General features: G+C 40.3%; 27 protein-coding genes and 1 riboswitch. Of the genes, 20 read left to right on the top strand and 7 right to left on the bottom strand.

Annotated elements, in window-relative coordinates; genetic code table 11:
* Window position 1: 1 nt before the first annotated feature.
* Window positions 2–883 (bottom strand): helix-turn-helix domain-containing protein, encoded by an 882-nt coding sequence (locus tag BUA88_RS07935; RefSeq protein WP_072915587.1) that lies wholly within the window; start codon window positions 881–883, stop codon window positions 2–4.
* 207 nt (window positions 884–1,090) lie between these two features.
* Between BUA88_RS07935 and BUA88_RS07930 the strand changes: the two genes are divergently transcribed.
* From BUA88_RS07930 to BUA88_RS07900, 8 genes are all read left to right on the top strand, one after another.
* A complete protein-coding gene (locus tag BUA88_RS07930) occupies window positions 1,091–1,732 on the top strand; it encodes a bifunctional 4-hydroxy-2-oxoglutarate aldolase/2-dehydro-3-deoxy-phosphogluconate aldolase (protein WP_072915582.1) in 642 nt (213 codons plus the stop codon).
* Window positions 1,732–2,799, top strand: coding sequence for a mannonate dehydratase (gene uxuA, locus BUA88_RS07925; protein WP_072915579.1), 1,068 nt, complete (start codon window positions 1,732–1,734; stop codon window positions 2,797–2,799). The genes BUA88_RS07930 and uxuA overlap by 1 nt, the downstream gene beginning before the upstream one ends.
* A 61-nt stretch (window positions 2,800–2,860) precedes the next feature.
* Window positions 2,861–4,357: a mannitol dehydrogenase family protein gene (locus BUA88_RS07920; protein WP_072915575.1), complete on the top strand. Its 1,497-nt coding sequence runs from the start codon at window positions 2,861–2,863 to the stop codon at window positions 4,355–4,357.
* Window positions 4,354–5,754, top strand: a complete 1,401-nt coding sequence (gene uxaC, locus BUA88_RS07915) for a glucuronate isomerase (RefSeq protein WP_072915571.1) — start codon at window positions 4,354–4,356, stop codon at window positions 5,752–5,754. Before BUA88_RS07920 ends, uxaC begins: the two co-directional genes overlap by 4 nt.
* Before the next feature lie 10 nt (window positions 5,755–5,764).
* Entirely contained in the window at window positions 5,765–6,862 is a 1,098-nt protein-coding gene (locus tag BUA88_RS07910) for a sugar kinase (protein ID WP_072915567.1), read from the top strand.
* A gap of 306 nt (window positions 6,863–7,168) precedes the next feature.
* Complete coding sequence (locus BUA88_RS16340) at window positions 7,169–7,309, top strand: hypothetical protein (protein WP_200798854.1); 141 nt, start codon at window positions 7,169–7,171, stop codon at window positions 7,307–7,309.
* A 165-nt stretch (window positions 7,310–7,474) separates the two neighbouring features.
* Complete coding sequence (locus tag BUA88_RS07905; protein ID WP_028246151.1) at window positions 7,475–8,362, top strand: DUF3737 family protein; 888 nt, start codon at window positions 7,475–7,477, stop codon at window positions 8,360–8,362.
* A gap of 13 nt (window positions 8,363–8,375) precedes the next feature.
* A complete protein-coding gene (locus BUA88_RS07900; RefSeq protein WP_072915559.1) occupies window positions 8,376–9,542 on the top strand; it encodes a MalY/PatB family protein in 1,167 nt (388 codons plus the stop codon).
* Here BUA88_RS07900 and BUA88_RS07895 read toward each other — a convergent pair.
* The 4 genes from BUA88_RS07895 to BUA88_RS07880 all read right to left on the bottom strand — a co-directional run bounded on the left by BUA88_RS07895 (window position 9,539) and on the right by BUA88_RS07880 (window position 11,607).
* Complete coding sequence (locus BUA88_RS07895; protein ID WP_072915555.1) at window positions 9,539–10,615, bottom strand: NAD(P)H-dependent flavin oxidoreductase; 1,077 nt, start codon at window positions 10,613–10,615, stop codon at window positions 9,539–9,541. The two genes, BUA88_RS07900 and BUA88_RS07895, sit on opposite strands and share 4 nt — an antisense overlap.
* 121 nt (window positions 10,616–10,736) lie before the next feature.
* Window positions 10,737–10,991 carry a hypothetical protein gene (locus tag BUA88_RS07890; protein ID WP_015550141.1) on the bottom strand — a complete coding sequence of 85 codons (255 nt, stop codon included), beginning with the start codon at window positions 10,989–10,991 and terminating at the stop codon, window positions 10,737–10,739.
* Window positions 10,992–11,006: 15 nt separating this feature from the next.
* A complete protein-coding gene (locus BUA88_RS07885) occupies window positions 11,007–11,366 on the bottom strand; it encodes a type II toxin-antitoxin system HicB family antitoxin (protein WP_015550140.1) in 360 nt (119 codons plus the stop codon).
* The gene (locus BUA88_RS07880) at window positions 11,353–11,607 is read right to left on the bottom strand and encodes a type II toxin-antitoxin system HicA family toxin (protein ID WP_072915552.1); all 255 of its coding nucleotides are present in this window, start codon (window positions 11,605–11,607) and stop codon (window positions 11,353–11,355) included. Before BUA88_RS07880 ends, BUA88_RS07885 begins: the two co-directional genes overlap by 14 nt.
* Window positions 11,608–11,791: 184 nt before the next feature.
* Window positions 11,792–11,893: riboswitch (TPP riboswitch) on the top strand.
* A gap of 73 nt (window positions 11,894–11,966) precedes the next feature.
* On the opposite strand from BUA88_RS07880, the gene thiE reads away from it, so the two are divergent.
* The 9 genes from thiE to BUA88_RS07835 all read left to right on the top strand — a co-directional run bounded on the left by thiE (window position 11,967) and on the right by BUA88_RS07835 (window position 18,591).
* A complete protein-coding gene (gene thiE, locus BUA88_RS07875; RefSeq protein WP_072915548.1) occupies window positions 11,967–12,596 on the top strand; it encodes a thiamine phosphate synthase in 630 nt (209 codons plus the stop codon).
* A gap of 11 nt (window positions 12,597–12,607) precedes the next feature.
* The gene (gene thiD / locus BUA88_RS07870; protein ID WP_242939597.1) at window positions 12,608–13,483 is read left to right on the top strand and encodes a bifunctional hydroxymethylpyrimidine kinase/phosphomethylpyrimidine kinase; all 876 of its coding nucleotides are present in this window, start codon (window positions 12,608–12,610) and stop codon (window positions 13,481–13,483) included.
* Window positions 13,407–13,601: a sulfur carrier protein ThiS gene (gene thiS, locus BUA88_RS16715; RefSeq protein ID WP_028246147.1), complete on the top strand. Its 195-nt coding sequence runs from the start codon at window positions 13,407–13,409 to the stop codon at window positions 13,599–13,601. Before thiD ends, thiS begins: the two co-directional genes overlap by 77 nt.
* 3 nt (window positions 13,602–13,604) lie before the next feature.
* Window positions 13,605–14,237 (top strand): sulfur carrier protein ThiS adenylyltransferase ThiF, encoded by a 633-nt coding sequence (gene thiF, locus BUA88_RS07860; protein ID WP_072915545.1) that lies wholly within the window; start codon window positions 13,605–13,607, stop codon window positions 14,235–14,237.
* Window positions 14,238–14,264: 27 nt separating this feature from the next.
* A complete protein-coding gene (locus tag BUA88_RS07855; protein WP_072915543.1) occupies window positions 14,265–15,032 on the top strand; it encodes a thiazole synthase in 768 nt (255 codons plus the stop codon).
* A 9-nt stretch (window positions 15,033–15,041) separates the two neighbouring features.
* Window positions 15,042–16,295 (top strand): 2-iminoacetate synthase ThiH, encoded by a 1,254-nt coding sequence (gene thiH, locus BUA88_RS07850; RefSeq protein ID WP_072915540.1) that lies wholly within the window; start codon window positions 15,042–15,044, stop codon window positions 16,293–16,295.
* Window positions 16,296–16,323: 28 nt separating this feature from the next.
* Complete coding sequence (thiC, locus tag BUA88_RS07845; RefSeq protein WP_072915537.1) at window positions 16,324–17,631, top strand: phosphomethylpyrimidine synthase ThiC; 1,308 nt, start codon at window positions 16,324–16,326, stop codon at window positions 17,629–17,631.
* A gap of 49 nt (window positions 17,632–17,680) precedes the next feature.
* Window positions 17,681–17,953, top strand: a complete 273-nt coding sequence (locus BUA88_RS07840; protein ID WP_072915536.1) for a cysteine-rich small domain-containing protein — start codon at window positions 17,681–17,683, stop codon at window positions 17,951–17,953.
* A 197-nt stretch (window positions 17,954–18,150) separates the two neighbouring features.
* Window positions 18,151–18,591: an Hsp20/alpha crystallin family protein gene (locus tag BUA88_RS07835; RefSeq protein ID WP_072915534.1), complete on the top strand. Its 441-nt coding sequence runs from the start codon at window positions 18,151–18,153 to the stop codon at window positions 18,589–18,591.
* A gap of 78 nt (window positions 18,592–18,669) precedes the next feature.
* On the opposite strand, the gene BUA88_RS07830 is transcribed toward BUA88_RS07835, so the two are convergent.
* Both BUA88_RS07830 and BUA88_RS07825 read right to left on the bottom strand, forming a co-directional pair.
* Window positions 18,670–18,876 (bottom strand): hypothetical protein, encoded by a 207-nt coding sequence (locus BUA88_RS07830; RefSeq protein WP_072915531.1) that lies wholly within the window; start codon window positions 18,874–18,876, stop codon window positions 18,670–18,672.
* Between the two features lie 157 nt (window positions 18,877–19,033).
* Entirely contained in the window at window positions 19,034–19,840 is an 807-nt protein-coding gene (locus tag BUA88_RS07825) for a hypothetical protein (RefSeq protein WP_072915527.1), read from the bottom strand.
* A gap of 247 nt (window positions 19,841–20,087) precedes the next feature.
* On the opposite strand from BUA88_RS07825, the gene BUA88_RS07820 reads away from it, so the two are divergent.
* From BUA88_RS07820 to BUA88_RS07810, 3 genes are all read left to right on the top strand, one after another.
* Complete coding sequence (locus tag BUA88_RS07820) at window positions 20,088–20,429, top strand: tetratricopeptide repeat protein (RefSeq protein WP_072915522.1); 342 nt, start codon at window positions 20,088–20,090, stop codon at window positions 20,427–20,429.
* Window positions 20,430–20,573: 144 nt separating this feature from the next.
* A complete protein-coding gene (locus tag BUA88_RS07815) occupies window positions 20,574–21,779 on the top strand; it encodes a 2-hydroxyacyl-CoA dehydratase family protein (protein WP_072915518.1) in 1,206 nt (401 codons plus the stop codon).
* The gene (locus BUA88_RS07810; RefSeq protein WP_072915514.1) at window positions 21,779–23,320 is read left to right on the top strand and encodes a 2-hydroxyacyl-CoA dehydratase family protein; all 1,542 of its coding nucleotides are present in this window, start codon (window positions 21,779–21,781) and stop codon (window positions 23,318–23,320) included. The genes BUA88_RS07815 and BUA88_RS07810 overlap by 1 nt, the downstream gene beginning before the upstream one ends.
* Window positions 23,321–23,522: the final 202 nt, after the last annotated feature.

Here is a 23,522-nt window from a genome sequence, read left to right as displayed (position 1 = left end):
ATTAACCATTGATTCGAGTTTTTTCGTCTCTGTATTTTTTAGGACTCTTTCCATACTCCTTAGTGAATGCTCGATAAAAAACAGAGTAATCGGAAAAACCATAAGCAGCGGCAACAATAGAAATATCCTGACCGCTAAGAATTGCGTCTCGGCACATGTCGAGGCGCTTTTTTGTTATGTATTTGTGGAGTGGAAGACCATTTGTATCCGTAAATACGTGTGAGATGTGATACTTACTTACATGGAGTTTTTCCGCTAAAGTATCTAAGGATAAATCTTCATCAATGTGAGTTTCGATGTACTGAATGAGACTCTGATAAAGGGAATCTGTGTCTGGAGCAATCACATTTGGATTCTGATTTTCAAAAACCATTCTATTGATGCTGATAATGAAATCGCTGACGGCAAGCATAATCTTGGCATCTCGTCCAAATCTGTTGGCGTGGATTTCGTCAATCAAAGAAAACACCTTTCCCTGAATGGTGTTGAATTCAATCTCATTAAATTTATTAATTGAAAAGTTTCCAGATGACTTGGCCTTGTTTGTAAGATAAAGATAATCTTCTGAAAAATCTCCAAGTGTCTTTAAGAAATCTTCTGTAACCCAGAATACAAATCTACGGTAAGGAACATCACCATCTATCAACCTTGCAAAATGAGGCAGATTAGGTGGAATAACTATCATAGTTCCGGGTGTGGGAACAAACTGTTTTCCATCCATGTACATGATGATATTTCCTTCTATGAAGAAGAAAAATTCGAAGTAATCATGGGTGTGAGCAGTAACGTTTGGAAGGACTCTGTCACTGTAATAGTAAATCTCAAAGTCCTGAGAAAGCATATATTGTCTTGTGGTAAATTCTGTTTTTAAATTCTTTTTCATCATAATCCCCCGATAAATTATATTTCACGTATAACATAAAACCGCAACTTTTGCAATATGCACGACAACCCTCACAATACTAATCGTTAAATTACTATTTTATTATCTATGTATATTAAAGCATTTAGATTGAGTAAATTCTGACAGACTATTTACTTTGCAATGTATATAGGCTGTCAGAATTTACAGGGTAAAAAGGAGATAGTAATGTACGAGGAATTAAAAACTAAGTTTGAAGAAATAGGAATTATCCCTGTTGTTGTTTTAGAGGATGCAAAAGATGCTCACGCACTTGGCCAGGCTCTGATGGACGGTGGTCTTCCAGCAGCAGAGGTTACATTTAGAACAGATGCAGCAGAGGAAGTCATTAGGATTCTTTCACATGATTTCCCAGATATGCTTGTGGGTGCAGGTACAGTTCTTACCTGTGAGCAGGCAGATAAGGCTATTGCAGCAGGTGCAAAATTCATCGTTGCACCAGGCTTTAATCCACATGTGGTTAAGCATTGCATTGAGAAGGGATATCCAGTAACACCTGGTGTGCAGACTCCAGGTGAGATGGAGCAGGCAATGGAGCTTGGTTTGGACTTTGTAAAGTTCTTCCCAGCTGAGCCAGCAGGTGGCCTTTCAATGATTAAGGCTGTAGCTGCTCCATATACAAAATTAAAATTCATGCCAACAGGCGGAATCAATAAGGAGAATGTAAAAGACTATTTAGCATATAACAAGATCGTAGCCTGTGGTGGCACTTGGATGGTTAAGGGAGACCTTATATCTGATGGCGATTTCGAGAAAATAAAGGAATTGACACACGAGGCAGCGGAAATCGTTAAGGAGGTTAGAGCATAATGGAAATGACACTTAGATGGTACGGAAAAGATTTTGACACCGTGTCATTGGAGCAAATCAGACAGATTCCTGGTGTAACAGGGGTAATCACAACACTCTACGACACAAAGCCAGGAGAGGTTTGGAGCCGCGAGAGAATCAAGGCAATGAAGGACGAGGTTGAGGCAGCAGGTCTTAAGGTAGCAGGTATCGAAAGCGTAAATGTACACGAGGATATCAAGCTTGGAAAGCCAACCCGTGAGCAGCTTATTGATAACTATATCGAGACATTGAAGAATCTGGGTGAAGAAGATATTCACCTTGTTTGTTACAACTTCATGCCAGTATTTGACTGGACTCGTACAGAGCTTGCCAGAAAAAGAGCAGATGGTTCTACTGTACTTGCATATAATCAGGCAGCTGTTGATGCACTTGTTCCAGAGGAGATGTTTAATTCAATCGCTGGTGATACAAATGGCGCTGTAATGCCAGGCTGGGAGCCAGACAGACTTGCTCATGTAAAGGATCTTTTCGACGAGTATAAGAATATTACAGACGAGGATTTATTTGAGAATCTTAAGTATTTCTTAGAGAGAATTATGCCAGTTTGTGACCAGTATGACATCAACATGGCTATTCATCCAGATGATCCAGCTTGGCCAGTATTTGGGCTCCCTAGAATCATCATCAATAAAGAAAACATTCTTCGCATGATGAAAATGGTAGACAATCCTCACAACGGCGTCACCTTCTGTACAGGTTCATATGGTACAAACTTAGAGAATGATTTACCAGATATGATTAGAAGCCTTAAGGGAAGACTACACTTTGCACATGTTCGTAATCTTAAGTTTAATTCACCAACAGATTTCGAGGAGGCAGCTCATCTTTCTTCAGATGGAAGCTTCGATATGTACGAGATAGTAAAGGCTTTATATGATATTGGATTTACAGGTCCTATCAGACCAGACCACGGTCGTATGATTTGGGGTGAAAAGGCAATGCCAGGTTACGGTCTTTATGACAGAGCCCTTGGTGCAACATATATTAACGGACTTTGGGAAGCAATAGATAAGAGCAATAGATAAGCCTTCCCCTTGAGGGGAAGGTGGTCCGAAGGACCGGATGAGGTGTTAAAGGAGAAGAATTATGAAGCTTTCAAATGAAGGATTGAAGGATAGAAAATCATGGGAGGAGAAAGGCTACAAGCTCCCAGAGTACGACAGAGAAAAAATTATCGCAAATACGAAGGAGAATCCAGTATGGCTTCACTTCGGTGCAGGAAATATATTCAGAGCATTTCAGGCAAATGTAGTTGAAGAGCTTTTGAATCAAGGCGTAATGGACAAGGGGCTTATCGTTGCTGAGGGCTATGACTATGAGATTATAGAGAAGTACAACAGACCATGTGATGATCTAAGCATTCTTGCAACACTTAAGGCTGATGGAACTGTTGAGAAAAAAGTTGTGGGTTCAATTGTAGAATCCTGCATTTTAGATGAGGAAAACGAAAAGGAAATCTCAAGACTTCGTGAGATTTTCCGTGCACCATCTCTTCAGATGATTTCATTTACAATCACTGAGAAGGGCTATAAGACACGTGCCTACATGAATAAGGTGGTAGGACTTCTTCTTGAGAGATTCAAGGCTGGCGAATTACCACTTGCAGTTGTAAGTATGGATAACTGTTCACACAATGGTGACAAGCTTAAGGAAGCAGTTCTTGAAATTGCAAAGGAATGGTTCAAGGATGGAAAGTGCGAGATGGATTTCGTTGATTATCTTGAGGATTCAGCAAAGGTAGCATTCCCACTTTCTATGATTGATAAAATCACTCCTCGTCCAGATGACACTGTTAAGCAGATGCTTATTGATGATGGTGTTGAGGACGCTGAGCCTATCGTTACAACAAAGAATACCTATGTTGCCAATTTCGTAAATGCGGAGGAGACAGAGTACTTGGTTATCGAGGATTTATTCCCTAATGGTCGCCCAGCTCTTGAAAAGGGTGGAATCATTTTCACAGATAGAGAGACAGTAGATAAGACAGAGAAGATGAAGGTGTGCACATGCCTTAATCCGCTTCATACAGCACTTGCTGTTTTTGGATGTCTTCTTGGATATAAGACAATCCATGATGAGATGGATGATGAAGATTTAAAGAAGCTTGTTACAAAGCTTGGTAAGGAAGAGGGAATGAAGGTAGTGGTAGACCCTAAGGTATTATCACCAGATAAATTCCTTGATGCTGTTCTTACAAAGCGTCTTCCAAACCCATTTATGCCAGATACACCACAGCGAATTGCCTGCGACACATCACAGAAGCTTCCAATCCGTTTTGGTGAGACTATCAAGGCTTACAGAGGAAATTCATCCCTTACAACAGAGTCGCTTAAGGTAGTGCCAGTTGTATTGGCTGGTTACTTAAGATATTTGGAAGGCGTTGATGATCAGGGAAATGTTTTCGAGCAGAGTCCTGATCCACTTCTTAATGAGCTTAAAGAGCTTCCAGCTAAGGATGTATTAAAACGTAAAGACGTATTCGGTGTTGATTTGTATGAGGACACTATGGCAAAGCGTGTTCTTGAAATCTACTCAAATATGAAGGGTGTTGGCAATGTAAGAAAGGAATTGGAGGCAGTATGATGAAATTTATGGACGAAGATTTCCTTCTTCAAACTCCTACAGCCAAGGAACTTTTTGAGGCTGTTAAGGAAGAGCCAATAATTGATTTTCATAACCATTTGAATCCTCAGGAAATTTATGAGGACAAATGCTTTGACAATATGACTGAGGTTTGGCTTGGTGGTGACCACTACAAGTGGCGTGCCATGAGAGCCAACGGTATTTCAGAAGAGCTTATTACTGGAGATGGGGCTCCGTTTGATAAGTTTGTGGCATGGGCAGATACTGTGCAGAATTTGATTGGTAACCCTCTATACCACTGGACTCATTTAGAACTTCAACGATACTTTAATATAACCACACCATTGAGCCCAGAAACAGCTAAGGATATTTGGGAAAAGTGCAATGAGAAGTTGCACACTCCAGAGTTCTCAGTACGTAACCTCCTAAGAATGCAAAATGTATCTGTCCTTTGCACCACAGATGACCCCGCAGATGATTTAGAGTGGCATAGAAAGCTTAGGGAGGATGGATTTGAAATTAAGGTTCTTCCATCCTTCAGACCAGAGAAGGCTGTTGGTATTGAAAAGGAAGGCTTCGCTGATTATATTTTCAAGCTTTCTATGGTTACTGGCAGAAGAATCTATGATGTGAAGACTTTGCTTGAAATTCTTGGAGAGCGCCTTGAATTCTTTATTGAGAATGGATGCCGAGTTTCTGATCACAGTCTGGAAAATACATTTTATGTTCCTGCTACCTATGAAGAGGTTAATGAAATCTTCATGGACAGAATCAACGGAAAGAAGGTTTCAGAAGAGGCAGCCGGCAAGTATCATGGATATATGTATACAGAGCTTGCTAAGCTTTATGCCAAACACGACATTGTTATGCAGCTTCATATCGGTGCCATCAGAAATAATTCTGAACGTTTCTTTAAGAAGCTTGGTCCAGACACAGGCTTTGATGCACTTAACGATTTTAATTATGCTCCACAGCTTGCAGCACTTTTGTCAGCTATGGATTTAAATGACGAATTGCCAAAGACAATTCTTTACTGCCTTAATCCTAAGGATACAGAAATGCTTGCAGCAATGGCAGGTACATTCTGTAGCAATGAAAAGGGGATTAAGGGCAAGGTACAGCTTGGCGCTGCTTGGTGGTTCTGCGACCACAAAAATGGAATGGAGCGTCAGATTGAGGCAGTCAGCGATGCAGGTCTAATCGCAAACTCTGTCGGAATGCTTACGGATTCACGTAGTTTCCTGTCATTCCCACGCCACGAGCTCTACCGTCGCATCCTTTGTAACAAGATTGGTTCGTGGGTGGAAGCAGGCGAGTACCCTTCAGACTTATCGTATTTACGTAGCATGGCGATACGTATATGCGGTAAAAATGCAATAGATTATTTTAGATTTTAGGAGATATAAAATGGACTTAAAGCTTAGAGACAAAAAGGATTGTAAGTATGATGCAGTATCGTTAGGCGAGGTTATGCTCCGCTTCGACCCAGGCGAAGGACGCATCCGCACAGCCAGGGAATTTAAGGTATGGGAAGGCGGCGGAGAATACAATGTTATTCGCGGACTTCGCAGATGCTTTGGTATGAACACAGCAGTTATTACTGCTTTTGCAGATAATGAGGTTGGTCATCTTGTGGAGGATTTCATTCTCCAGGGTGGTGTGGATACTTCACTTATCAACTGGAAGAAGACAGATGGTATTGGTCGTGAGTGCAGAAATGGACTTAACTTTGTAGAAAGAGGATTTGGTATCCGTGGAGCACTTAGTGTTTCTGATAGAGCAAACACAGCTATCTCTCAGGCTACAGATAAGGACTTCGATTTTGATTATGTTTTTGGCGAGCTTGGTGTTAGATGGTTCCACACAGGTGGAATCTATGCAGCACTTTCAGAGCAGTCAGCTGAAACTGTTGTAAAGGCAATTAAGACTGCAAAGAAGTATGGCACAATTGTATCTTATGATCTTAACTATCGTGCTTCTATGTGGTCAGCTATCGGTGGTCAGAAGAAGGCGCAGGAAGTAAATAAAGAAATTGCAAAGTACGTTGATGTAATGATTGGTAACGAAGAGGATTTCACTGCATGTCTTGGTTTTGAGATTGAGGGCAATGATGCAAACCTTAAGGAGCTTAATATTGAAGGCTACAAGAAGATGATTGATGAGGCTGCTAAGGTTTATCCAAACTTTAAGGTAGTAGCTACAACACTTCGTACTGTTAAGACAGCAACAGTAAATGACTGGTCTGCACTTTGCTGGGCAGATGGACAAATTTTCAAGGCAAAGGATTATAAGGGTCTTGAGATTCTTGACCGTGTTGGTGGTGGAGATTCATTTGCTTCAGGTCTTGTTTATGGTCTTATGACTACAGGAGATGCAGCAAAAGCTGTAGAATACGGCACTGCTCATGGTGCACTTGCCATGACTACACCTGGTGATACTACAATGGCAACATGCGCTGAAGTAGAGGCCATTATGGGTGGAGCAGGCGCCAGAGTTAAGCGATAAAATAGACAACTAATATAATTATTCCATATATAAAAAGTACTTGTGTCAAAATGACACAGGTACTTTTTTAATTTATAGAAAAACAATTGCCTGAAATTAGTTTCCATTGAATGCCAGTATATCAAGCATTTGACATACTGTCAGGCGCAACCGGTTTCCGAAAACGTTTTCACAGAATTCACAAATTGTTCACAGTATTTGTATAGACAAATCCCTATTTAGCGCCTATTATAAGGATGTTCGCGGGACAACTTACATAGAATGGGCGAGCAAAATATAAAATATAACCCGGGGAGGAAGAAGAGAATGGCAATTGGTGAAATCATTAAATGTACTGGTGCAGAAGATCTGTACAGAAGAGCTGAGGACTTACAGCTTAAGGGGATTAAGACAGAGTTTGTTGCTAGAAATACATTAAAGGTTGTTGGTATTAGTTCAAATAAATAATGCTATTCGGGAGATGCCTGAAAGGGCATCTCTTTTTTTTCGGTGTAAATAATTTGATTAGTATTTAATAATTTGTTAATAAATATTTAAGGCAATTTAATTTTACAAAACCAAATTTTGATGATATACTCAAGAAGAGTTATATTTATCTTGGAGGAAATAAAAATGAAAGAATATAGACAGCAGTTTTTTAAGGGAGAACGTGCTCTTTATGCAGAGGATGGGGCTTGTATCTACGATTCGATATTTGATGAGGGAGAATCTCCTTTAAAGGAAAGTAAGAATATCGAAGTCTATGATTCTCAGTTCAAATATAAGTATCCTATCTGGTATTCAAACAATGTCAAGGTAGAGCGATGTAATTGGCTTGAGATGGGCCGTTCGGGTGTATGGTACACAAACGATATCTACGTGAAGGATTCATTTATCACAGCACCAAAGAATTTCCGTCGCTGCGATGGAGTTACGCTTGAAAATGTTCAGCTTACAAATGCTGAAGAGACATTCTGGAATTGTAAGAATATCAAGCTTTCTAATGTTTATGCAAAGGGAAGCTACTTTGCTATGAACTCAGAAAATATCGAGATTGATGGATTCAAGCTTGATGGCAATTACTCTTTTGATGGAGCAAAAAATATTACTATAAGAAATTCTGTGTTGCTTTCAAAGGATAGCTTCTGGAACACAGAGAATGTAACAGTTTACGATTCATATATTTGTGGTGAGTACCTTGGATGGAATTCTAAGAATCTTAAGTTTGTAAATTGTACAATCGAGAGCTTGCAAGGCTTTTGCTACATTGATAATCTTGAAATGGAAAACTGCAAGTTGATAAATACAACACTTGCCTTCGAATATGTTGATAACGTAAATGCGAATATTACTACAAAGATTGATAGTGTATTCAATCCAATTAGCGGCACAATAACAGCGCCTGAAATTGAGCATCTTATTGTGGAGCCAGATTTAGTTGATCCATCAAAGACTGTCATCAACTGCAAACAGATTGGAAAGACAGAAGAAATCGTCGAGTGGCGTAGAGACAGAAAATAGGAGACTGGAATTAATGGGAAAATATAATTTTGATGCAATAGTTAACAGACGTGGTACTGATTCAATGAAGTGGGATGTGGCTGAAAATGAGCTTCCTATGTGGGTGGCAGACATGGATTTTCAGACTGCCCCAGAAATCATTGAGGCACTTCAGAAACGTGTGGCAGAGGGTGTCTTCGGATATACTGATGTCAACGACGATTGGTATGAGGCATATATTAACTGGTGGAAGAATCGTCACGGCTTTGAGATTGACCGCCAGTGGTTGATGTTTTGTACAGGTGTTATTCCTGCTATTTCATCCATCGTTCGAAAGCTTACTACACCAAATGAAAAGGTGATTATTCAGACACCTGTATATAATATTTTCTTTAACAGCATTATCAATAATGGATGCAGACCTTTAGAGAACCCTTTGCATTATGAGGACGGAATCTTTAAAATGGATTTTGAGGATTTGGAAGAAAAAATGTCAGATCCTCAGGCCAGTCTTATGATTCTTTGTAATCCTCACAATCCAGTTGGTAAAATCTGGAGCAGGGAGGATTTGGCAAAGGTTGGAGAGCTTGCTGCAAAATATGGCGTTACAGTTATTTCAGATGAAATTCACTGTGACCTAGTAGAGCCAGGCAAGGAATATGTTCCTTTTGCCAGTGTCTCAGATACTTGTAAGGATGTGAGCATCACTTGTATTGCTCCTACCAAGACATTTAGTATTCCAGGTATTCAGACAGCAGCTATTTTTGTTCCTAACAGATTTTTACGTCATAAGGTTTGGCGCGGAATCAATACCGATGAGGTGGCTGAGCCAAATGTATTTGCGGCCCATGCAGCTGTTGCAGCTTTTAATCATGGTGGCCAATGGCTTGATGAATTAAGAGAATATCTATTTGAAAACAGAAGAAGAGTGGAGGCATTTGTGGATGAAAATATCCCTGAACTTCATGTTGTGAGAGGCGATGCTACATATCTTCTTTGGATAGATGTTAGTGCTACTGGTGTTCCTAGCAATGTGCTTGCAGCTAAGCTTCGAAAGGATACTGGGCTTTATTTATCAGCAGGAACAGCCTATGGCGATTGCGGAAAGGATTTCCTTCGTATGAATGTGGCATGCACAAAGGCCACCCTGGAGGATGGCCTTGAACGTTTAAAGACTGGAATTGAAATAATATCGATTTAAACTGCATTCATACAGAGTTTATATTCGTCGACTAGTTCATCAATTAAATCTTTTACAGTTGTAATTTTGTTAATGCGGAAGGCGTTTTCTCCACAAAAGAAAAGGCCTTCTTCTTTATTGCCTTCTACAGCAGCGATTAGTGCTCGGCTGATACAATAAGGGATTTTATCTCCCTTTGGACAAGCCTTTAGGCAGCCGTTACATCTTTTGGCAAAGAAGCTTTTGCCTTCCTCTAAGCTTTGAAGCATAGGGGTAAATACTGCTCTGGCAGGCATTCCTACAGGACTTTTGATAATCTTAATATCTTCTTCCTTTGCATCTACTAAAATTTCCTTGAAAGCAGTGGAAGCATCGCATTCCTCTGTGGCTATAAATCTTGTACCAATCTGAACACCATCTGCGCCGTTTTTAATGGCCTCTGCAATGTCCTTTCCAGTGAAAATTCCTCCACCTAAAAAGACTTTAATTTTCTTTTTAAACTGTTCCTCGAATGGCTTAATAACCTCTAGTACTTCTTTTAAAATATCTAAGTTTTCCTGACAGGTATCTTCTTTTAAATCATCTGCAGAAAATCCTAAATGACCTCCTGCCTTGTGGCCTTCGATAACTATAAAATCAGGAATAGACTGAGCCTTTTTTGCAAAGGTTCTACAAAGGAGCATGGCTGCTTTTGCGCTTGAAACTATAGGAGCGTACAATGTGTTACTTCCCTTCACAAGCTCTGCAAGATTAAGTGGCAGACCAGCACCTGAAATGATGGCATCTGCCCCGGCTGAGATAGCAGCCTTTACAGTCTCTTCGTAGTGGCTCACAGCCACCATTATATTTACGCCAATAAGACCATTGCCGCCAGCAATTTCCTTAGCTTTTCTAATATGCTCCTTCAAAGCTCTGATATTAGCTTCGAATGGATTTTGTAAAAAATCTGGCTCCTTAAAACCAATATTTACTGAGCTGATGACACCCATGCAGCCCTGCTTTGCCACATTTCCAGCAAGCTCCGAAAGAGATACACCTACGCCCATTCCGCCTTGTATTATCCCATGGGCTAATTTTTTTCCATTAATTTCCATGACATATTCTCCGTTTAGAAAACTGTTAGTTAAAACTGTTTAGTTAAAATATTTGAGATAATACACCTAAAATGTTGAGTTGTCAAGATAATTGGCAATAATGGACAAGTGTGGCGTAAAATTATTTAATAAATATATTTTCATTTTTAAGCTTGTATAAAATTAGCTCAAAAACATAGGGAGGCATAGCTCGTTTGGCCTGCTCCCAATCTCTCATGGTGTTATAGGGGATATGAAGATATTCACATAATTCTTTTCTATTCATGCCAGTAGAATATCTAAGTAATCTAAAAGCCTGGGCTGACTTTTCTTTGTCAGATGGAGCTTTTAAGATTTCAATTGCAAGTGTATCAAGATTTTCTAATTTATCATCCATAATAATTTCCTAATATTAAGAATATAAAGCATCATTTTTAGTAAGCAGGTATAGGCAATATTGGTTCATGCTTATGCCCTCAGCTTTAGAGTGGTCTGCAAGGGATTTGTGCAAACTTTTTGGAATTCTGAGTTTAAACTGACCAGAGTAATTGTTAATTGAGTCTGGTAAAGGGATTTCATTTCCTTCCTCAAGATTTGCATGTAGCCATTCCTTTTTTGCATCCATGGCATTTGCTATAGCTTCATCCATAGTTTCCCCCATAGAGAGGCAGCCTGGAAGCTCAGGAAAAGAAACAACAAATCCCCCTTCGTCAGTGTCTGGGATTATTTCCATTTTGTAAGGAAGTTTCATGTACTCATCAAATTTTTTCATGTTTGGATTCCTCACTTTCTATTAGTTCCTTAACTATTTGAATATAAACTTTCTTAATAGGAATATGCTTTGGAATAGTGATGATAGGATAGCCTTTCTTTCTGAAAGTAAAATGACTACTTCCAGATTTAGGAGCCTTCATTTCATATCCATAGCTTTCTAATACTTTTTGTAATTCTTCAAATCTTATGTCTGGATCTAAAGAAAGAATTTTCTTTAATAGCTTATCCCACTTAGACATATTAATTCTCCTTTATTATATAGTGGTGTCATATATGGTGTCAATATAAATTGCCGCATTGCGGTAGTAATTATAATAAATTTTAGGATGATGTCAATATATTGTTTATTAAAGTAAAGATAATTCTCCATTTTAAAAATATATGTTGCAAATTCTTCGGAGATAGGGCATTATATTGAAGAACTAAATAGACGGGAGCTTGTAGACAGGCTGAGAGGAAGGTGTGACCTTCGACCGAGAACCTGATTTGGATAATGCCAACGTAGGGATGCCGTGCGTAACGTAAATTACATGGAGACCATTTGAGAAATCAGGTGGTCTCCTTTTTTAATGCGTAACTAGCCGGAGTGGAGGGAATAATGGAATTTAATACTGAATTGTACTTTATTACAGATAGTACGCCATACGACAGGGAGGAGTTTTTGTTTCGTGTGGAGGAGGCGCTGAAGGGGGGAGTGACCCTCATGCAGCTGAGAGAGAAAAACAGAACCACAAGAGAATACATAGAGCTGGCTGAGGCAGTTCATGAAATCTCAAAAAAATATAATGTGCCTCTGATTATTGATGACAGGGTGGATGTAATGCTGGCTGTGGATGCAGAGGGCGTCCATGTAGGTGCGGAGGATATGCCTCTTGCCCTGGCAAGAAAAATCATTGGCCCTAATAAGATACTTGGAGCTACTGCAAAGACTGTGGAGGTGGCAAAGGCAGCCTATGAGGCTGGCGCAGATTATTTGGGGGTGGGTGCTATTTATCCGACTACCACAAAGGTAAAGACCATCATCACATCCACAGAGACACTGGATAAGATTTGCCAGGCGGTGCCAATTCCTGTAAATGCCATCGGTGGACTAAATCCTTCAAATATGGATGTGCTTAAGGGAATCGACATTGCCGGTGTGTGCGCAGTGTCAGCAATAATGAAAGCAGATTCACCTATGGTGGCTGCCACAGAAATGAAGAAAAAATTTGTGGAATTAAGAGCATAAGGAGAAGAAAAATGAAAGTCGTTTTATCTGTCGCAGGTAGTGATAGCAGCGGTGGAGCAGGAATTCAGGCGGATCTAAAAACAATGACAGCCCACGGCGTGTTCGGTATGACGGCAATTACAGCCATGACTGCCCAGAACACTACAGGGGTAAGTGCCATTGTGGAATCAAGCCCAGAATTCCTTGGAAAGCAGATCGATGCCTGCCTTACAGATATCCCTGCGGATGCTGTAAAAATCGGAATGCTTCCATCACCAGAGCAGGTGAGACTGGTAGCTAAAAAGCTAAAGGAGTACGGAGTCTCAAATATCGTTGTAGACCCTGTAATGGTGGCAACAAGCGGAAGCAGACTCATGGAAGAAAATACATCCCAGGTTATGGCGGACAATCTTTTTAGCATAGCCACTGTAATCACTCCGAATATTCCGGAGGCTGAATGTCTGGTAGAACGCAAGATTTTCGATAAGGCAGGAATGGAAAAGGCTGCAAAAGAATTAGGAAATGAGTACGGCTGCAGCGTACTTATCAAAGGTGGACATAGCGTGGAGGATGCTTGCGACCTGCTTTATGAAAATGGAGAATTCACCTGGTTTGAAGGAGAGAAAATTGATAATGACAACACCCATGGAACCGGCTGTACATTATCAAGTGCCATTGCATCAAACCTTGCCTTAGGATACACCCTCAAGGAATCCGTGGAGCGTGCAAAGGAATATATTACAGCTGCAATATCAGCAGGCTTGAATTTAGGACAGGGTTCTGGCCCTTTAAATCATATGGTTGGAATAAAAAGTGAAAAAGGAGAAAGAAATGGTTCAGGTAAATGGACAAGCATACGAAGTAGCAGGGAGGACTGTAGAGAGTCTTCTGCTGGAATTGGAGTATGACTTTAGAACTATAGCTGTGGAGCTAAATGAGGAAATAATTCCTAAGGCAACCCTTGATCAGGTGATACTGAAGGAGGGAGATGTGCTGGAGGTTGTTAGCTTTGTTGGAGGGGGCTGATAATTGGTTACAAAGGAAGAATTCTATCAGGCTCTGACTAATAGGCATGGTATAGAAAATCAAAAGAAATTTGATGATGCTACCGTGGCAATCTGCGGTCTGGGAGGACTTGGTTCAAACATAGCAATATGCCTTGCTAGAGTGGGCATAGGGCGTCTGATATTAATAGATTTTGATGTGGTGGATGTGACTAATCTTCATCGTCAGCAATACAAATTTAATCAGGTGGGAACGCCAAAAACTGATGCACTAAAGGAAAATCTTTTGGAGATAAATCCCTTTATCATAATAGAGACTCATCAGGTAAAGCTCACAGAGGAAAACACTCCATCACTCATTAAGGATGCAGATGTAATCTGTGAAGCATTTGATAAGCCAGAATGCAAAGCAATGCTGGCGGATATCGTATTTACGAATTATCCAGATAAATATCTGGTATCCAGCTCTGGGATGGCAGGCTTTGGAAGTGCAAATGAGATAGTGACAAAGAAAATTACATCCAGATTTTTCATCTCAGGTGATGGGGTAAGTGATGTGAATTCGGGCATTGGGCTTATCTCATCAAGAGTGATGGCATGTGCGGCTCATGAGGCCCATATGGCTCTTAGGATATTGCTGGGAGAGACTCAGCCTTAGTTTATACATAATGTGAAAGGATTAAAAATGGAAAACGACAAACTGGTAATCGGTGGAAAAGAATTTGATTCAAGATTTATTCTTGGCTCAGGAAAATATTCAATGAAGCTTATCGAAGCTGCAGTGAAGGATGCAGGAGCGCAGATTATTACTCTTGCTGTAAGACGTACAAACACTAAGGAGGAAGAAAACATTTTGGATTATATTCCAGATGGTGTAACACTTCTTCCAAACACAAGCGGAGCTAGAGATGCAAAGGAGGCTGTTAGAATCGCCCGCCTTGCAAGAGAGCTTGGCTGTGGTGATTTTGTAAAAATAGAAATTATGAGAGATAGCAAATATCTCCTTCCAGATAATTATGAAACAATCAAGGCTACAGAAATACTTGCAAAGGAAGGCTTTGTGGTAATGCCATATATGTTCCCAGATTTAAATGTGGCACGAGAGCTTCAAAATGTTGGTGCAGCTACAATCATGCCACTTGCTTCTCCAATCGGTTCAAACAAGGGACTTGCCACAAAGGAGTTTATCCAGATTTTGATAGATGAAATCGATCTTCCTATCATAGTGGATGCCGGAATAGGAAAGCCATCACAGGCATGCGAGGCAATGGAGATGGGAGCCGCTGCTATCATGGCAAACACAGCCCTTGCTACAGCAGGAGATTTGACAATGATGGCATCAGCCTTCAAGGATGCTATCGAGGCTGGACGAAAGGCATATCTTGCAGGTCTTGGACGTGTTCTAACAAGAGGTGCAGCAGCATCTGATCCTCTTACAGGATTTTTACATTAGGAGGCTGTCATGGAGAATAATTTTTTGATTGACTCAGACCTTCTCACAAAGACAGGCTTGGAGCGAAAGCATCAGATAGAGACGGACCCATCCAGCAGAATAAATCACATGGAATATCTTCCAGGGATGGATGTAATAGAATCGGATGTTCGTAAATGCGTAATGGAGCATTTTGAATCCTATGATTACAGCAAATATACAGCCAAAGATGTAAGACGTGCCCTAGAGAGCGACAGATGTACTATAGAAGATTTTAAAGCTCTTCTTTCACCTGCAGCAGAACCTTATTTGGAGCAGATGGCACTGAAGGCTCAGAAGGAGACAAGCAAGCACTTCGGAAATACGGTATATCTTTTCACACCACTTTACATTGCAAATTATTGTGAGAATTATTGCGTGTACTGCGGCTTCAATTGCTACAACAAAATAAAAAGATTAAAGCTTTCTATGGAGCAGATTGAGCATGAGATGAAGGTCATTTCTGATAGCGGTATGGAGGAAATTCTCATTCTAACAGGTGAGAGTCATACAAAATCCGATGTGAAATATATTGGTGAGGCATGCAAAATTGCCCGCAAATATTTCAAGATGGTGGGCATCGAAATCTACCCTGTAAATGTGGAGGATTACAAATATCTTCATGAGTGCGGAGTGGATTATGTGACAGTTTTCCAGGAAACCTACGACAGCGATAAATATGAGACATTGCATCTCATGGGAAATAAGAGAATCTGGCCTTACAGATTTGACTCACAGGAGAGAGCCATTATGGGTGGCATGAGAGGTGTGGCTTTTTCTGCACTTTTAGGTCTTTCAGATTTTAGAAAGGATGCTCTTGCATCAGCTCTTCATGTGTATTTCCTACAGAGAAAATATCCACATGCTGAGATGTCCCTTTCATGTCCGAGACTTCGTCCTATCATAAATAATGATACAATCAATCCTCTTGATGTAGGAGAAAAGCAACTTTGCCAGATTATCTGTGCATACAGAATTTTCCTGCCATTCTGCGGAATCACAGTTTCATCCAGAGAGACAGCAGAATTTAGAAATGGCATTGTGAAAATCGCAGCAACAAAGGTCTCAGCAGGAGTATCCACAGGAATTGGAGACCACGAGGAAAAATATACTGGTTCTCAGGAAGAGGAGTCAGGTGATGAGCAGTTTGAAATATCAGATGGACGAAGCCTTGATAGCATGTATACAGACATTACAGCAGAGGGGCTTCAGCCAGTATTTAATGACTACGTATATGTAGGATAAAATTAGATTTTTTATAAAGGAGATTATAATGAGCAATTACACAACACAGATGGATGCAGCAAGACAGGGGATTATCACACCAGAGATGAAGCAGGTGGCTTTGAAGGAATATCGCACACCTGAGGAGATAAGAGATTTAGTAGCAAAGGGCCAGGTGGCAATCCCTGCAAATAAAAATCATAAGTGTTTAAATCCAGAGGGCGTAGGCAGCATGCTTCGTACAAAGATTAATGTAAACCTTGGTGTTTCTCGCGATTGCAAGGATTACAATATAGAGATGGAAAAGGTTATGGCAGCAGTAGACATGGGTGCTGAGGCAATCATGGATTTATCAAGCCATGGTAACACACAGCCATTTAGACAGAAGCTTGTGGCAGAATGTCCAGCCATGCTTGGAACAGTACCAATCTACGACAGCGTAATTCATTATCAGCGCGACCTTGCCACACTTACAGCAAAGGATTTCATCGATGTGGTAAGACTTCACGCTGAGGATGGTGTGGATTTTGTTACTCTTCACTGCGGAATTACAAGAAAGACAATTGAGCAGATCAAAAAGCATAAGCGTAAGATGAATATTGTCAGCCGTGGAGGTTCACTTGTTTTCGCCTGGATGACAATGACAGGTGAGGAAAATCCTTTCTATGAATATTATGACGAGATTCTTGAAATTTGCCGTGAGCATGACGTGACAATTTCTCTTGGAGATGCTTGTCGCCCAGGCTGTCTTGCAGATGCATCAGATGTTTGTCAGATTGAGGAGCTTGTTCGCCTTGGTGAGCTTACAAAGCGTGCTTGGGAGAAGGATGTTCAGGTAATGGTAGAAGGACCAGGACATATGCCAATGAATGAAATCGCAGCAAATATGAAGATTCAGCAGAAGATTTGTATGGGCGCTCCTTTCTATGTACTTGGTCCAATTGTCACAGACATTGCACCAGGCTATGATCACATCACATCAGCCATTGGCGGTGCCATCGCAGCTGAAAACGGTGCAGCATTCCTTTGCTATGTTACTCCAGCAGAACACCTTGCACTTCCAAATGTAGAGGATGTAAAGCAGGGAATTATTGCTTCAAAGATTGCAGCACATGCAGCTGATATCGCAAAGAATATTCCACATGCAATGGACATAGATAATAAGATGGCTGAGGCTCGTCAGGTCTTCGATTGGGATATGCAGTGGGAGTGCTCACTGGATCCAGAAACAGCAAAATCAATTCGTGCAGACCGTTCACCAGAGTTTGATGACACATGCTCAATGTGTGGAAAGTTTTGCGCAGTGCGAAGCATGAATAAGGCATTGTCTGGAGAATACATTGATATTCTAGGATAGTGGATTTTGTGGTATCATGAGTTCATAAATAGTAATTAGAGGTGAACTCATGGAACACTACAAATTTTTTCAAAATAGGGAATGTGAATATTTCCCTTGTCATAAAACTGATAATCCAGAGGACTTTAACTGTTTATTCTGTTATTGTCCTCTTTATTGTCTTGGGGATAAATGTGGTGGGAATTTTAAATATACAGAATCAGGTGTGAAATCCTGTGTAGATTGCCTGCGACCTCATATTCGTGAGAACTACAGTGAGATTACAGGACAGCTTGGTGATGTAATGAAGCTGATAGAAAAGAATAAGTCAGACAATTTATAAACTAAATATTAAATAATTATAAATTATTAGCACTCTCTATTGACGAGTGCTAATAATGGGTGTATAACATAGTTACAACAAGGGAAGGAAAAGAAAAGCTTCCCAAACCAACCTGGCTGAACAGGAGATAAAAATCCTGTGGCAGCAACGTAACCGGGATTAAAACTATATTTCATATATAAGAGGAGGTAGTAATTATGTTAATGCCTAGTATTTTATCAAATGATTTTATGGATGATTTCTTCGGAGTACCACGTATGACAGGATTTGGTCACCACTACGACAATGATTTCGCAAGAATGATGACCACAGATGTTAAAGAAAATGAGAATGACTACACTGTAGATATGAATCTTCCAGGATTTGCAAAAGAAGATATCAAGGCTGAGTTGAAGGATGGTTATCTTACAATCAAGGCTGAGACAAATCAGAACAATGATGAGCAGGATGATGATGGCAAGTACATCCGCCGCGAGCGTTACACAGGCTCTTGCTCAAGAAGCTTCTATGTAGGAGACAATGTAACTCAGGAAGATATCCACGCAGCATTTAAGGATGGCGTACTTACACTTAGCATTCCTAAGAAAGAAGCACTTCCACAGAAAGACGAGACAAAGTATATAGCTATTGAAGGATAATAACTATTCATTTCCCAAAATTTGAATAAATAATAAGGGCATCCAGATTTCTGGATGCCCATTTCATTTTATAAATTATTATGCAAAAAAGAATAAGTAAAAAGCCTGTGCCCAAAGTGCTACGATAACAGCAACACTTAAGATGATTGCACCAACTGCTCTTGTAAGGCAATGAGAATCTTCAAGCTCAGCTGATCTTTTTGCATATGCTACGCTTGATACAATGTAATTTAAGAAAAATAATGTAACTGCAGTAAAAATAACTAATACGATAAGGTTTAACATTTCTGATATCTCCTATAAAAAACAATTCCTTAAGTCCGAAAGGTATTTTAAAGGGTCAGAGATGATTGCACAATAGTTATAATTACCATAAATTATTCGAAATGCACAAATCAATATAACGTTTTTGTACAAGATTGCCAACAAGCCTTCTTATCATCTACTTATTCAGATAATCGAATGTCCCTAAATCATAGTGTTTTGAGTACATATCCTCCAAGGATTCAATCTGAAGAGCACCGCTATATAAAAGCTTATCAAAGGAATGATTGAACTTTCCACCTAGGTGGTCGTGGTAACTCATGTATGCGAAAACGTCCATAATGGAAGCATTTGACTTATAGATTGTACTTAAATCAATAATATCTATATTAGGAAGATAGGTGTTTGTGTTCAGAGAAAAGGCTCTGACAGAAATGATAGGTCTTTCCTCGGTGCTGCTGGCATGCAAGGTGGCAGCAATCTTAACTGCCTCAGCATTTCCACCACCGACAACACAGCTTCCAATTTCCTGGAAAGTGTTAGGGGTATCTGCTACAAAATAGTTGTCATAGTCCTGAAAGGACAATACATTTCCTGCTTTTTTTTCATGATGTTCAGCAACACTCAAATTAAATTTTTCTGCGGCACTGGCAATTTTCTGAAGTTCGCTAAAGAGAGTCATATTGCCTATGGTGATTGCAGTGTGTTTAGCATAATCTATAAGCTCAGTGAAATCATATTTCTTGCTTTCAGAGAAGTCAGCAGGGGCAGGCTTTACAGCGTCAATTGTGAAATCGCTGTAATTGTAGTCTGGATTATTCTCCCTGATGTATATCATTGCCTTTTTAAAGTCTGCAAAAAGACATCTGCGAAGATCAATATGTTTTACATCTTCTATATTTAATGAGTCATCATCCTGCTCGTCTATTGCTGCTTGTATTTGATAGTTCAGCTGAGTTTTAAACATAATATCATTTATAACCATATATAGTATCCTCCACTTCTAACAGAATAATAGCATATTTTGTGGCACACTAACAGAATAATCACTATATTTAGTGATAATTTATTGAAAACTACTAAAATTGAAAGAGCATTGTTATGCAGAAATGTGAAAAAACTGTGAATAACTACACAGATATGCCTGAATAGTGTATTATAATGATTGCCTACATTGATGGTCCCGAAGTTGTTGATAATGGTAGAGATTGATTGATAGGAGGTAAGGTTTCATGAATAAAGATGATATACAGAGTATTTCTAATTTGATTAATGATTTGGATCAGAAGGCTGCAAAAGCAGTTGCAGATAAAGAATATGATGAAGCCGTTACTATTTATCAGGAGATTCTCGGTGCCTATGAAACCCTGAGACTTGAAAAGAGCTGTGGGCGCACATTATTAAATATAGCCAACGTTATGTTACTTAAGGGTGATACTGAGAAGGCAAAGGAATATATAGACATTGCTGCCGATATTAATGATTTGCAGAATGATTATATGGATTGTGTTAACATTCAGATTCTCAGATCTAACATGTATCTTCCATCAGCATATCGTTGTGTAGAGGTTTAGGGGAAGATTTATAATAAATATAAATTTGGTGCCACATCCATTTTCGGATGTGGCATTTTTCTTTATAGGCGAGAAACTGATTGAGCGAAAATTAGTTTATTGTTACAATACTATTTATCAGAAAAAATAGTATTGGAGAAGGTTGTGAAAGACTTAAAGCATTTATATTATTTTGAAAAGTTATTGGAGGATTCCTACAACGATTTGTGCAGACAGGCACAGGCTGAAGGAAAAAAGGCTATCGGTCATGTTTGCTTTCAGATACCAGAGCCACTTTTAAACCTGCCAGGTTGTTTTTCTACACGTCTACGTGCACCTCGCACAGGTTCAATTGAAATGGGTACATATTATATGAGCTCCACTTTATGTGAGGCTTGTCGTGCATATCTTGAACGTGCTCTTGAGGGTGGATTTAATTTCTTAGATTGCATTTTGGCGCCGGATGCTTGCGCTCAGATGAATCGTTGCGTGGAAAATATAGAAAAGCTTGGAACTAATCCAAAGGAAACATTCTTTGTTACATACGCAGATGTTCCTATGAAATCTGATGAAACGGCTCTAAAACACTATGTAAAGCAGATGCGCATTCGCGTGCTCGAGCCACTTCAAAAAAATTTTGGCGTCGACATTTCTGATGCTGCACTTCGCAAGGCAGTAGAGGAGCAAAATGAGATTAGCCGATTGATTACAGCAATTGGTGATTATCGTAAATGCGATAATCCTGTTATTACAGGATATGAGTTTGCTGTGCTGTGTCTTGCTACATACTGCTGTCCAAAGTATTTGATAAAAGAAAAGCTACAGGAGACTCTAGAGGAGCTAAAGACTCGTAAGTCAGATACACCTAATAAATATCGTATCAGGGTAGTAGTGGTTGGTTCTGAGGTGGATGATCCAGAATTTATCAAGCTTGCAGAGGAATGTGGTGCGCTTGTGGTGGCAGACAGATATTGTTTCGGTTCTTTGCCTGGTAGACAGGTGATTGAGCTTAATGATGAAGAAGATATCCTTACTCAGATTTGTCGCACCTATTTACAGTGGGGCAAGTGCCCTCGCTTTTTCAATCAGGACAAGATTTTTGAAAGACGTGATTATGTGGACCAGCTGGCAAAGGAATATCACGCTGATGGTTTGATATATGAGCAGATAAAATTCTGTGATTACTGGGGCTACGAAAGAGCTTCAGCTTTTCACGTTATGCAGGAGGAGTATGGCTGGCCTGTACTTTCCGTGGACAGACCATATTCAGTCCGTTCTTCCGGTCAGCTTCGCACACGAATTCAGGCTTTTGTAGAGCGTGTGGAAATGAAAAAGATTGCAGAGAAAAAAGCTGAAAGGAGGGCGAACTAATGGGAAAAGAATATGGAAGTGAGCCACTTGGAAAAGTGCTTTATTCAGGACGTCGCCCTCGCCGCCGCAGAGAATGGCGTGGTTTTAGAGATACCTGGTACGATTACACTCGCTGGCTTTACTACTTATCTGTACTAGCCAGATTTATGATGAAGCCAAACAATTTCAAGGGCTTCTTTAGATATCGTTGGATGAGCAATTATCTTGCGGTTCCAGATTTTATGGACCGCCACACAGAAGGACTTCGTGGAACAGCACTTCGTCTTGCACACGAAGGAATCGGTCTGATTGTTATCGATATGACATTATCTCTTACAGATATGTTTAAGGCTGACCCTGAAATTGGAAATGATACAGAGCTTTCAAAGAAGATGGTTATCTTCGATGAAAATATGATGAGCACTATTATGGGTGGCTTCCGTAATCTCAAGTGGGTCAGCTACGAGGTTCCTGCCATCTACGCCAGCTCCTTTATGTGTCAGGAAGGCGTAATGCATTATGTGGACAAGACTCACGAATATGGAGTTCCTACAGATGTTTGCCCAATGCCTGCTGCGGAGCTTGGAGCCGCCATTGATGATGATTTACCAAAGATAGGTGCATGTGCAGTTCAGTGTAACACTACCTGTGACGGCAGTCTTATGGGCGGTGGCCTTATGGCCAGAAGTATGGGTATACCTACATTCCAATTGGCTTCACCAATCCGTCATCGCCAGGAGAGTGTGCAGGAATATGCAGGTGAGGAAATTTTAAATGCCATTCACTTTATCGAGGAGCAGACAGGGGAGAAATTCGACTGGGATTATCTTTTTGAAAATATGGCTCGCTTCAATGATGAAACAAAGGAATTTTTAGAGTGGCTGGAAATCAACAAGACTCCTTATCCACAGCTGCTGGGAGCTACACTTGGTTTCTATAGATATGGTGAATATATGGCAGCCGGTGGACGTAGTCCGCTCTTTTTAGAGACAAGTAAGAAGATTACAAAACTTGCAACTGAGGCTTATAGGAATAAGGAGATGGCTTGCAAAGAGTATCGACATCGTGCAATCCTTTGGGGTGTGCAGGCTGCGTACTATACCGCATTTCCGAATTGGCTTATGAACTGCTGGGGAATCGTGCCAATCAATGACATGCTTTGCTGTGTTTCTACAGAGATGGTCAGCACCACAGACAAACATCAGGCACTTTTAGATTTGGGCTATCTCTATGAAAACATGATTATGAGAAGCCGCTCTAATGGTGGCTACGAAACTGGTGTGGAGGACCTTTTCAGAATCTGTGAGCAAATGAACGCAGATATGGTCATTATGTATGTGCACATTGGTTGCAAGTCCATGGCAGGCTACCATGGCCTTTTTGAAGAAGAGGCCAGAAAGCGCGGTATTCACTGGATTTGGGTAAATCACAATCTGATGGTACCTTATGACGGCACCCGACGTGACATGCGCACCGAGGTAAATCGCTACATGCGCACCATCCTCAAGGAAGAGCCTGTGGACCCAAGCCTAGAGGACTTTGATGATTCACTCTGTTGGTAGTTTTTATAAAATATGGTGTTTGCTAAGGTCTAAGCTTTCGGCTTAGGCCTTTTTATCGCGTGAAAATGCTATTGGGCATAGCTTGGCGCTGCTTTTATCGCGGGAATACGAAGATATGCAGGCTCGCAGCAGGCCTTGTGATAAAAATTCAGTTGTTTTTTGAGCATTTTATCAATGGAATCCACACAAAGCTTAGGTTTTC

It is taken from the genome of Pseudobutyrivibrio xylanivorans DSM 14809 (assembly GCF_900141825.1).
Taxonomy (GTDB): Bacteria; Bacillota; Clostridia; order Lachnospirales; family Lachnospiraceae; genus Pseudobutyrivibrio; species Pseudobutyrivibrio xylanivorans.
Note: the sequence above shows the minus strand (reverse complement) of the source record. Positions and strands in the feature narration are given on the sequence as shown.